Consider the following 12,125-nt stretch of genomic DNA (forward strand, 5'->3'; position numbering starts at 1 on the left):
ACAGACTGATGTCTCTTTGTAATTCCTCTCACCAAAATGACCTTAAAACAGTTTAACATTTTAGATATTGATACGATAAAAATTTTCGCGATTATAACCAAAAAAAGGAAAATTAACAAATTCCGTGCCAAAAACTAATAAAATTTCGGTATAATACATTTTAATATCTCCAAGAGGTTTTCACCTCACACATCAAAGGTTTTCAATGGCACCAAAAGACAGTATGAAGAGTATAGAAACGTTAATTCAGTCTAAGAAAAAAGGTGATGTGGTCACACTAGAGAACATCGCAAAAGAATTTATCAAACAACCGACTGCAGCGCAAGCTAAAAAGATCCATAAACTTGCCTCCGATACCAATATAGAAATCGTTTCTGCATCAGAATATGCAAAGTTTGTCACAACAAAAGAGAAAAAAAGAAAAGAAGATGCAAGAAAAAAACTTGTAGAAGGCAATGCAGAAGATGAGTTTGATCTTCATAAAGAAAAAGAACTTCTTGAGTGGAGCCGTTCCGACAGCCCTGTCAGAATGTACCTACGTGAAATGGGAAAGATCCCTCTACTGACCAAAGAGGAAGAGGTTGATCTCTCCAAGCGTATCGAAGAGGGAGAAGATATCATCATCGATGCGATCTGTTCCGTCCCTTACCTTATAGGCTACATCATCAACTATAAAGAACCTTTATTGAATCGTGAAAGACGTGTAAAAGAACTTTTCAAAAGCTTTGAAGACGACAAATCAGATAAAGATGATTCTGATGATGATGATAATGACGATAATGACGATAATGAAACAACAAGTGCACCTAAAGATGATAAAAGGGTCAAACAGGTAGTTGACAGCTTTAAGCGCCTTGAAAAAGCAAAAAAAGAGTGGATGAAGGCACGTGAAGACCTCGATACTTTTTTGGAAACGGAAACAGATGAAGTCAAGATCCTTCATGAACGTCTTAAGATCGCCTTTAAAAAAGAGGCCCTCAAAGCGGCACTTTTAAATCTTGGGCCAACCTCTAAACTGATCAATGAACTTGTAAAAGCCATGGAAACGGCACTGAAGAGTGATGACAGTTTTGAGAAAGAGCTTAAACGTTTAGAGTATAAACTGCCACTTTTCAATGATACACTCAAAGCCAATCATAAAAAACTGCTTGACAATATCATCAAGATGGATAAAGACGATATCATTGATGCCGTACCAGAGACGACCATGGTAAGCACTTATGTTGAGATCAAAAAACTTTTTGAGACCAGAGAAGCAAGTAAAGGCGGATTTGATCTTTCTGAAGAGAAACTCCAGGAGATTTTGGAACAGATCCGTCAAGGTAAAGCGAAAAGTGAAGTAGCCAAGACAAGAATGGCAAAATCCAACCTTAGATTGGTTGTTTCTATCGCTAAACGTTATACGAACCGAGGGCTTCCGTTCCTTGACCTCATCCAGGAAGGGAACATCGGTCTGATGAAGGCTGTTGATAAATTTGAATATGAAAAAGGGTACAAATTTTCAACCTATGCAACATGGTGGATACGCCAGGCGATCTCCAGAGCCATTGCAGATCAGGCAAGAACGATCCGTATCCCTATTCACATGATAGAGACGATCAACCGTATCAACAAGATCATCAGGAAACACCTTCAGGAGACAGGAAAAGAGCCGGATCTTGACACGATCGCTGAAGAAGTGGGACTCTCTGTGGATAAAGTGAAAAATGTCATCAAGATCACTAAAGAGCCTGTCAGCCTTGAAACACCGGTAGGGGATGAAGATGATGGTAGATTTGGTGACTTCATTGAAGATAAAACGACACTCAGCCCAACCGATGTGGTACTCAAAGATGACCTGAACAACCAGATAGATGACGTACTTGATCAGCTGAATGAAAGAGAAAAAGCCGTGATCCGTATGCGTTTTGGTCTGCTTGAAGATGAGAGTGACAGAACACTTGAAGAGATCGGTAAAGAGCTTAGTGTGACACGTGAGAGAGTAAGACAGATAGAATCTTCTGCGATCAAGAAACTTAAGCACCCTAAAGTGGGAAGAAAACTTAAAAATTACATTGAAGAATAATTCTTCAACCAACTGTTAACATGTCTGAACCTAGATTTTTTGCCCTTATTATAGGTACAGAGATCCTAAACCGTCGAAGGGCTGATAGGCATTTTGACTTTGTCACCAGAGCTCTAGCCGAAAAGGGTCACAAACTCACCGGTTCTTTTATTATAGAGGATGACCCTGCGCTTATTGTTCAAACGATCCAATTTATCGCTTCACAGGAAAATCCTCTGCTCTTCTCTTTTGGCGGTATAGGCTCAACACCTGATGACCATACCAGAAAATGTGCGGCTATAGCACTGAGAGATGGACTTCTTCACGTACATGAAGAAGCCAAAGCGATCATCGTCAACAAACTGGGTGAGAAGGCCTACCCCTACTCTGTACGTATGGCAGAACTCCCCGAAGGTGCAACACTCCTGGAGAACCCGATCAATCAAATGCCTGCTTTTGCAGTGGATGAACGCTATTTCTTTATGCCTGGTTTTCCGGAGATGAGCCATCCTATGGTGACTGAAATTTTAGAAAAGATCATACCGTATAAAAAAGAAACATTCCGACATACTCTCACCGCACACTGCAAAGAAAATATTTTTATAGAATTAATGGAAAGTATGCCTAAGGGTGTGGAATTCTCTTCTCTACCAAAACGCTACAGTGATAGCTGGAGGGTTACGATCTCCGTAGCATCAGAGGATAAAGTATTAGCGAAAGCATCATTTGATAAGTATGTCAATCTCCTTGAAAATAAAGATATTATCTATACACTGAATGATGGTGAATAGAACTTATGACCTATTTAGACACCTTGAAACATCCTGTTATAAGACGGCTCTCACTCATCCAGTTTATCTCATACTTTGGTACATGGTTTTCTCAAGTAGCTATCTTCTCCATGATAGTCTCTTTTGGTGCAAGTGAAGTCACCATCGCTCTCACTGCAGCAATGGCCATGCTGCCTGCAGTAATACTTGCACCGATCATAGGACTCATTGTAGATCGTATAGAGTTTAAAAAACTGATGAGTGTTCTACTGCTTATTGAAATTTCAATGACGCTTGGATTTATATTTATAAACTCATTAGCATATGTATGGATCTTGATGATACTTATTTTTATCCGCTCAGCTGCAGCCTCTCTGCTCTTCTCGGCAGAGATGGCACTCTTCCCCAAACTGGTATCCGGAAAGATGCTGAAAAATACGAATGAGATACACTCGGTGATCTGGTCACTTTGTTATGCATTAGGTATGGCCGCTGGAGGGATCGTCACCCATTATGTAGGTTTTGACCTAGCTTTTATCATAGATGCGATGCTCTACACTGTAGCGGTACTTTTACTGATAGGGTTACATATTTCCATAGAAAAAATTACCCATGTTGAATCAAATATGCAGATGCTTAAAGATGGATTCAACTACATCCTATCACAAAAAAAGATACAACATCTCATACTTTTACATGCTGCCATAGGTCTTACCTCTTTTGATGCACTCGTCACCTTGCTTGCAGATTTTCAATACAAAGAGTTTATAGCTGTACCACTTGCTATCGGTTGGATGAATGCCACAAGAGCTTTAGGTTTAATGATCGGTCCTTTTATCATCGGCAGGATCATCTCCAAAAACAATTTACATTACATTTTCATACTGCAGGGACTGGCTATTATGCTTTGGTCCTTTTTAGAATTTAATTTTTATCTGGCACTGATAGGACTTTTTATTACTGGTCTGTTCATTACGACATTATGGTCCTATACCTATTTACTCATTCAAGAAGAGACAGAAAGGAGATACATGGGAAGGGTCATCTCTTACAATGACATGATCTTTATGCTTTCAAATGTCATAACAGCACTCTTCATTGGATATGCAGCAAAATGGGGGTTATCGCTTGAAAGTATTACATTTACTTTAGGTTTTGGCTTTATTGTTTTTGCAACGTATTATCATTGGTTTAAAAAGCGATACATTGATGAAAACAACCAATAGACCTGTCTGCTACAACTGCTACAGACCTCAAACCTCATGCATGTGCAGGTACATTACACCTATAGAAACCAACACACGGTTTGTCATCTTGATGCATCCAAAAGAGTTCAGAAAGACCAAAAACGGTACAGGTCACTTTACCAACCTCTCTTTGAAGCATTGTGAGATCCATGTGGGCATAGATTTTACAAAGCATGCGGCTATCAATACTATCATCAATGACCCTTCAAATATCTGCTATACGCTCTACCCGCATGAGAACAGTATCAATCTCAATGAAGAACCGATAGGAGAAAAACAAAAAAATACGGTCATTTTCCTTATAGACTCTACCTGGCCCTGCTCGAGAGCCATCTTAACGGCAAGTCCCAATATCGATGCGTTGCCAAAAATCAGTTTCACCCATACGGAAGTGTCAAAATTTACTTTTAAAGAGCAGCCTGAAGCGTATTGTCTCAGTACCATGGAATCTGCCTTATGTGTATTAAAACGTTTGAACAGTCATCAGATTGAAGCTATTGAGCGTCAAAAACTCGATCGTTTTTTGCTGCCCTTTGAGAAAATGGTGGCATATCAACTCTCTTGTGTCTGAAAACCAGGCTTCATCCTACAGGAGTTTGAATAGGAGTGCCGTACTCAAAAAAGAGAGCAGTATGCCATAACCGACAATGGCAGAACTGAGTCTTGGGGCCAGCCCTGACAATGATGCCATCGCACCTGCTGTGACCATCGGTGCCATCCCTGCTTCCATCACAGAGACATTTGCCGCCAAATTTGTCCACCCTGCCAGTGCTACTATACCTAGTGCGATCAGAGGAGCAATGATCAATTTGATAAAGAGTGCTATAGCAAAAGGCTGTACTTCATGTCCAGGAAGTTTCAGCTGTAACTGCAGTCCCACAGCGACCAAAGCAATGGGTACGATCGTATTGGCCAGTGATGCCAATACTTTTGAGATCGCCTCTGGAAAAGGAGTACTTATGAAAAACAGTGCAATGATCAGGGAAACAAACGGCGGGAATGTGAGCACTTTGACTGCCATGGCCCCAATACTCATTTCACTCTTATTCGAATAATAGGCAGCTACAAATATACCATAGGTTGCCAGTGCCAAAAACGTACCCATCTGATCATAGACCAAAATAAAAGGGAGTGCCTCATCACCTAGGTAGGCACTAATGACAGGAATACCCAGGAAAGAGGAGTTAGTCAATACGGCTACCAGCATGAGTGCGCCTGTCACTTCTTGACTAAAATGAAGTTTATGGGATACAAACAGCGTAAGAAGCGCTGACACTGTCATAACGACCCAGGCAATGATCACAGGAATCATGATATCCATAGAGAGCGTCAGCTTAGGTATTTGCAACAGTATCATCGCCGGAAGAGAAATAAATATAACAAATTGATTTAAGATGGCTGCTGACTCTTCCGGAAAGATACGTAATCTGCTGAAGAGATAGCCAATGAAAATAGCCAGTACGATTAAAATAAAATTTTCCATCAATGATATTCCTCTTACGTATTCTGCATCGGCCTTCTTTACCAAAAAAGAAGGCCGGTTATATTACCTTTTAAGCGGCGTTAACACGTCCTTCTATCAGACCTACAATAGTTGGATCTTCAAGTGTAGAGGTATCTTGTGTGATCTTTTCACCTTTTGCCAATGCTCTGAGTATCCTTCTCATGATCTTTCCTGATCTGGTTTTTGGAAGGTCAGGGACAAAGACCATATCGTCACACAGTGCGATGTTACCGATCTCGGTTTTAATGATCGTATTGATCTCTTTCATGGTCTCAAGCTCATTGGCCATATCATCCTTGACAGATTTAAGTACGATATAGGCGAAGATCCCTTCTCCTTTCAACTCATGCGGTTTACCGACCACAGCCACGGCAGCTACATTGTCATGCTTTTTGATCGCTGCTTCTACCTCGGCTGTACCCATACGGTGACCGGAAACATTGATCACGTCATCTGTACGACCGGTGATCGTGATATAACCGTTTTCACCATAGATCGCACCGTCACCTGTAAAGTATACCGGTTTACCTTCTTTTGTCACGTCACCATAATAAGACTTTTTGAAACGCTCATCATCCCCCCATACACCACGGATCTGTGACGGCCAGGGGCGTGTGACACACATATATCCGCTTTCACCTTCACCGACTTTCTCACCCGTTTCAGGGTCAAGTATCTCAGCCATGATACCCGGTAATGGCAAGGTAGCACAGGCCGGTTTGATAGGCGTCGCCCCAGGAAGCGGAGAAACGATGTGACCCCCTGTTTCAGTCTGCCAGTAGGTATCTACGATCGCACACTTGCTTTGCCCTACTTCTTCATAGTACCATTTCCATGCCGGAGGATCGATCGGCTCTCCAACCGTCCCAAGAACTTTAAGCGATGAAAGATCATATTTGGCCGGTTCGTTTTCACCTGTTTTATGGAGTACACGGATCGCTGTGGGTGCTGTATAGAACTGGTTGATCTTGTGCTCTTCCACCATTTTCCAAGGACGACCTGCATCTGGGAAGGTAATGACCCCCTCGAACATGACTGTGGTTGCACCCATAGCAAGCGGTCCATAGACGATATAAGTATGTCCGGTGATCCAACCGATATCTGCCGTACACCAGTAGGTATCATTTGCCTTCACATCAAAGACCCATTCCATTGTCATTTGTGCCCAGAGAATATATCCGGCCGTATTGTGCTGCACCCCTTTTGGTTTTCCCGTACTACCCGAAGTATAGAGCAGGAAAAGGGGATCTTCACTCTCCATAGGTTCAGCGTCACATTGACCCGACTTACTTTTGATCAGTTCATTGTACGAATAGTCACGGCCTGCTACCCAGTTAACCTCTTCATTGTTTCTCTCAACAACCAATACTTTTTCAACCGGTGTTTCACCTGTCAGTGCTGCATCTACTACAGGTTTCAGCATATAGGGTTTCGTTTTTCTATACGCACCGTCTGCAGTGATCACTACTTTTGCCTCAGCATCTTCTATCCTGTCACGCAGTGCTTCTGAGGAGAATCCGCCAAATACGATAGAGTGGATCGCACCGATACGTGCACAGGCAAGCATCGCATAGGCCGCTTCAGGAATCATTGGCATATAGATAACCACCCTGTCACCTTTTTGTACACCAAAATCTTCCTTCAGAAGATTGGCAAATTTATTGACTTCTTCATAAAGTTCAAGATACGTGATCACCTGCTTGTCGCCTCTGTCACCTTCAAAAATGATCGCTGCTTTATTTTTCTGTGTCTCTAAATGACGGTCGATGCACTGGTGTGCAACATTGAGCTTTCCACCGTCAAACCACTTTACAAAAGGCGCATTGGATTCATCTAGTACTCTGTCGTACGGTTCAAACCAATCGATCTTCTCATCTGCATAATCTTTCCAGAATCCTTCATAGTCCTCTGTTGCTTTTTTGACCAGAGCATGGTATTCATCCATACTTTTTATTCTTGCATCTTTGACAAATTCCGGGTTTGGTTGATAAAGTTCTTGTAACATTGTTTCTCCTGTAGAATAATTTATTTTAGTTTCGTTGTATTTTTTAATTTAAGATAGATCAACGCCGTCATAATGGCATCATTCAATGCATCATGGGCCTGAAGTTTTGGTAGATCCAAATCTTCCAAGATCGTATCGAACCGCAGATCTATATTCCCTTGAGGTATGGTGGGGATCTTTTTGTCATAATAGATCGCTGATACCTCTTCTTGTCTATTGGGCAGGGTAATACCATACATCGGTTTGATATATTTGTTTACCATAGCCACATCAAATTCCAGGTAATAACCTGCCAAAGGTCTATTCCCGATATAATAAAGAAACTTTTCAATGGCCTCTTTAAGTGGGATCGCTCCGTGAAGATCACAATTCCTTATCTGATGTATCGTGATACTTTTAGGATCGAGCGCTTTCTTCTGATCGATATAGATATGTATCGCTTCGTCAGTAAGGATCTTATTTCCCTTGATCTTTACAGCCCCAATGGAGACAATATCATCTATTTTAGGATCAATCCCCGTCGTCTCACAGTCAAAAACAACTATTTCATCGATAGAGGGGGCATCAAACAAAAAGGTAAAGCGTTCATCCTTTAGATTCTTGAGATTCCATCTCTTTCTTAATGACTTGAACATTTAACCTACTATAGAAAGATGAAAGTGATAACTTACGATCTTTTTAAACTTGTTCACTGTTTTAAGTGCCTCTTTTAAAAGATCTCGTTCAAGTTTTCCCAGCTTGGCCACTGAGATATAGTTATCTATTGGCTTCCCTTTTGCCAGCTTCTCAAGCTGGGAATGAAGCCTTAATGTATGGAAAACCTCTAATGCCTCCATCAACTCTGTGGCATCTTCTTTACTCAAAAAACCACTATTATTCAGCGCTTTGATACGCAGTGTTGTATTGGTCTCCCTGATCTGATGTTCCAGTGCCAATGCACGTACACCATGGATCAATGCAAAAAGTGCACCTTTTTTAATGTCTATTTCATTTTTATGTTCTTTATCATGAACAAATTGGGAAAAAAGTCCCAGGGGAGACTCAAAAGTCTCAATAGCCCGTGCAAAATGCATCAGTATCGACGGTGTCTGTTCCACTTTACTAAAGAGATAATCAATGAGTTCTGTATGCAGTGATACTTTCCCCGCAACAGCTGTCGAATCAAAGAAAATAGCCATATCCAAAAACTTTTCATAATTTGGCGCTTCGATCCAATCATAGATATCTTCCTTGTATGCTTCGATCGGTTTGCACCACTTTGGGTTGATCATCATGATCTCACCTTCGCAGCGCGGGAAACCTATCTCATCAAGTACTTCGATAAATTGCTGTGTGACAGATGTGACATCCTCAGGCATGAAACCCTCTTCAAAGACAAGTGCGTTGTCCTGATCTGTTCTGAGTATCTGTGAAGCACGACCTTCACTGCCGAGAAGTATCAGTGTACATTTATCCTGCCAGGCATGCGGGATGATCATTGCAAAGAGCTTGATATACATTTTTCTGTTGATCTCAGAGACCAACTTGGCTATATACCGACTTTTCACACCTTTTGCATGCAATGCGCTGATCATGACATCCAGACGTTTGGCTGCAGCCACCACATCCTCAAGGTTTTTTGCTCTCTCCATCTGCACCGTAATGAGATGAGACTGATTGGAAAAGAAGCTCAGCAGATCGACCAGTTCAAGTATGCCTATAACATGGTTCTCTTCATCCAATACAGGGAGGTGTTTGATACTGTGTTCTGTCATTAAAAGTAAAATGTTAAAAAGCAGTTCACCCTTATTGGCGGAAATGGCAGGATAGGTTTGTATCTGTGAGATCTTTTCTAAACCTTTGTCTTCTTTGTGAAGAATATAGTATCTAAAATCTGCATCGGTCACGATCCCGTATCCCTCATCATTTTCAACCAATAGGCAGCTTGCACCCGCTTCATCCATATGATGAAGTGCTTCAACGATAGGCATATTTGGAGCGACTACCACTCCTTTGTGTAAAATAGATTTATCCAGCCTTGCTATCATCAAGTCGCTCATAGAAGCATATTCTTTCTTCTCTTTAAGCATATCCATACGTTCTATGATACTGGAAAAGAAATAATGCTTGAAATACTTATTGCATTCGCAAATATCCAGAAATACCGTTTTAGGGATCTCAAAACATATCAATTCTTCTGTCACGATATAACTGTAGGCAGATGGTTGCCCTTCAATGATCTCTATACCACCAAAAATATCATGGGTCTGATAGATATCAATAGGTTCTTCATTCTCATCAAATACTTCTACGGCACCTTTGATAATAATATAGAGGTTTAGTGGGATACTGTCCTTATCGATAAGCAGAGTCTCGTTTGGATAATATGCGATCTGTGCATGCTTTTCCATACGATCAAACTCATTTTTATTCAAAAACGTAAAAGGAGGATGTGTTTTTAAGTTTTCTAAGAGTGTTATCATTGACTTTCCTATGCCCTATGTCCAAGGCCAAAGCCCTGGAAAACCTTTCTAGTGAGCAACTGCTCCATCCGATCCGATACCCGTTTGACATCTAATGTCCTGAGCCTCAAATTCATCCATACATCTTTGTGCATCCTCACTCTTGTCCGTGATCGAGAAGAACCAGATCGCTACGAATGCCATTGGCACTGAGAAGACTGCCGGGAATTTGTATGGAACGATCGCAGTTTCATTGCCCAAGATCTGTGTCCATACCACAGGGCCAAGAATAACCAGTACCAGTGCCGAGACCAATCCTATATACCCACCGATCACCGCACCTCTTGTCGTGAGTTTCTTCCAGAAGATCGACATAAAGAGCACAGGGAAGTTGGCAGACGCTGCAATGGTAAATGCCAGTGCCACAACGAATGCGATATTTTGCTTTTCAAAGGCAATACCAAAGAAGATAGCAGCAATACCAATGGCAATCGTCGCCATTTTAGAAACATTCATCTCTTTGTTCTCATCCACTTTACCTTTTGCAAATGCATTGGCATAAAGGTCATGAGATATCGCTGACGCACCCGCAAGTGTAAGACCTGAAACAACCGCCAGGATCGTAGCAAATGCAACGGCCGAGATAAACCCGAGGAAGTAGTCCCCGCCCACTGCGTGAGCCAGCCATACTGCTGCCATGTTGTTCATACCCTTCAGTGTCACACCATCGGCTGCCAGATAAGAACCTGCCGGATCTCCAAGTACAAGTACGATCGCACCGAATCCCATGATGAATGTCAGTACATAGAAGTACCCGATCAATCCTGTTGCAACAAATACAGACTTTCTAGCCTCTTTTGCATCTGCAACCGTAAAGAATCTCATCAAAATATGCGGCAGACCCGCTGTACCGAACATCAGGGCAATACCCAGTGAAATGGCTGAAACAGGATCAGAAACAAGACCCCCAGGGCTCATGATCGCTACACCTTGTGAATGGATCTCTGTTGCCTGTGTAAAGAGTGCATCAAAACTGAACCCGAACTTTGCCATAACCATGATCGACATGAACGTAGTACCCGCAAGTAACAAGACCGCTTTAATGATCTGTACCCACGTAGTCGCAAGCATACCGCCAAACGCAACATAAAGGATCATCAGAATACCCACAAGTACCACGGCAAATTCATAATCCAATCCAAATAAAATCTCGATCAATTTACCAGCACCCACCATTTGGGCGATAAGGTAAAGAATCACCACCGAGATCGAACCCAGTGCAGCCAAGATCCTTACAGGTTTTTGCTTTAATCTATAAGCAGTTACATCTGCAAAGGTATATTTACCCAGGTTTCTAAGCTGCTCGGAGATCATAAAAAGAATGATCGGCCAACCTACCAGGAAACCGATAGAGAAGATAAGACCATCATACCCTTTAAGGTAGACCATACCGGTAATACCGAGGAAAGATGCCGCTGACATGTAGTCACCTGCAATGGCTGTACCGTTCTGCGTACCGGTGATCCCACCGCCTGCCGTATAGAAATCACTGGCAGATTTTGTTCTTTTTGAAGCCCAGTATGTAATACCAAGTGTTGCAGCCACAAAAATAAAGAACATGACAATAGCCGGAACATTCAGTTCTTCCGCTTTTGTACCTGCTCCCAGATCCGCTCCCGCTGCAAATGCAACGGTTAAAGAAACCATCATAAATAGAGATAAAATTCTACCTGTCATTAGTGCATCCCCTTTTCAATATCATTTTTCAGGTCGTTTAAGAGGCCATCAAATTCACTGTTGGCTCTTCTTACATAAATTCCCGTCATTGCAAATGCAAAAACGATAATAGCAATACCCACAGGTATACCCCATGTAGCCATACCCTCAGGGCTGATTTTAGTTCCCAATGTTTCTGGGCTGAATGCAATAAATAAAATAAATGCATAATAGACCACCAGCATGATCACTGTCAATGTCCAGGCGAACCTGCTTCTTGTGCTTACAAGTTTTTGGTACTTAGGATTGTTCTTGATCTGTTGTACTTGTTCTTGTGTCATCTTTTCTCCTTTTTATTATCATATGGTATATTGATTCATATACCATAATGTTTAAAC

Annotated in this window: 10 protein-coding genes; 4 read left to right on the forward strand and 6 right to left on the reverse strand. The window is 41.7% G+C overall.

What is annotated here, in order from left to right; translation table 11 throughout:
- Window positions 1-205 precede the first annotated feature (205 nt).
- The 4 genes from rpoD to LDM98_RS05330 are packed head-to-tail and all read left to right on the forward strand — an operon-like array spanning window position 206 to window position 4,632.
- A complete protein-coding gene (rpoD, locus tag LDM98_RS05315) occupies window positions 206-2,065 on the forward strand; it encodes an RNA polymerase sigma factor RpoD (RefSeq protein WP_223898302.1) in 1,860 nt (619 codons plus the stop codon).
- Window positions 2,066-2,085: 20 nt separating this feature from the next.
- Window positions 2,086-2,835, forward strand: a complete 750-nt coding sequence (locus LDM98_RS05320; RefSeq protein WP_223898303.1) for a molybdopterin-binding protein — start codon at window positions 2,086-2,088, stop codon at window positions 2,833-2,835.
- A gap of 5 nt (window positions 2,836-2,840) precedes the next feature.
- Complete coding sequence (locus LDM98_RS05325) at window positions 2,841-4,040, forward strand: MFS transporter (RefSeq protein WP_223898304.1); 1,200 nt, start codon at window positions 2,841-2,843, stop codon at window positions 4,038-4,040.
- The gene (locus LDM98_RS05330) at window positions 4,024-4,632 is read left to right on the forward strand and encodes a tRNA-uridine aminocarboxypropyltransferase (protein WP_223898305.1); all 609 of its coding nucleotides are present in this window, start codon (window positions 4,024-4,026) and stop codon (window positions 4,630-4,632) included. Before LDM98_RS05325 ends, LDM98_RS05330 begins: the two co-directional genes overlap by 17 nt.
- Window positions 4,633-4,647: 15 nt before the next feature.
- On the opposite strand, the gene LDM98_RS05335 is transcribed toward LDM98_RS05330, so the two are convergent.
- The 6 genes from LDM98_RS05335 to LDM98_RS05360 all read right to left on the reverse strand — a co-directional run bounded on the left by LDM98_RS05335 (window position 4,648) and on the right by LDM98_RS05360 (window position 12,068).
- Complete coding sequence (locus LDM98_RS05335) at window positions 4,648-5,544, reverse strand: AEC family transporter (RefSeq protein WP_223898306.1); 897 nt, start codon at window positions 5,542-5,544, stop codon at window positions 4,648-4,650.
- A gap of 70 nt (window positions 5,545-5,614) precedes the next feature.
- Window positions 5,615-7,570: an acetate--CoA ligase gene (gene acs, locus LDM98_RS05340; RefSeq protein ID WP_223898307.1), complete on the reverse strand. Its 1,956-nt coding sequence runs from the start codon at window positions 7,568-7,570 to the stop codon at window positions 5,615-5,617.
- A gap of 20 nt (window positions 7,571-7,590) precedes the next feature.
- The gene (locus LDM98_RS05345) at window positions 7,591-8,205 is read right to left on the reverse strand and encodes a 3'-5' exonuclease (RefSeq protein ID WP_223898308.1); all 615 of its coding nucleotides are present in this window, start codon (window positions 8,203-8,205) and stop codon (window positions 7,591-7,593) included.
- Window positions 8,206-10,032: a putative nucleotidyltransferase substrate binding domain-containing protein gene (locus LDM98_RS05350; RefSeq protein WP_223898309.1), complete on the reverse strand. Its 1,827-nt coding sequence runs from the start codon at window positions 10,030-10,032 to the stop codon at window positions 8,206-8,208.
- Window positions 10,033-10,080: 48 nt separating this feature from the next.
- The gene (locus tag LDM98_RS05355) at window positions 10,081-11,748 is read right to left on the reverse strand and encodes a cation acetate symporter (RefSeq protein ID WP_223898310.1); all 1,668 of its coding nucleotides are present in this window, start codon (window positions 11,746-11,748) and stop codon (window positions 10,081-10,083) included.
- Complete coding sequence (locus LDM98_RS05360) at window positions 11,748-12,068, reverse strand: DUF485 domain-containing protein (RefSeq protein ID WP_223898311.1); 321 nt, start codon at window positions 12,066-12,068, stop codon at window positions 11,748-11,750. The genes LDM98_RS05355 and LDM98_RS05360 overlap by 1 nt, the downstream gene beginning before the upstream one ends.
- Window positions 12,069-12,125: the final 57 nt, after the last annotated feature.

It is taken from the genome of Sulfurovum sp. TSL1 (assembly GCF_019972135.1).
In the GTDB taxonomy this organism is placed as follows: Bacteria; Campylobacterota; Campylobacteria; order Campylobacterales; family Sulfurovaceae; genus Sulfurovum.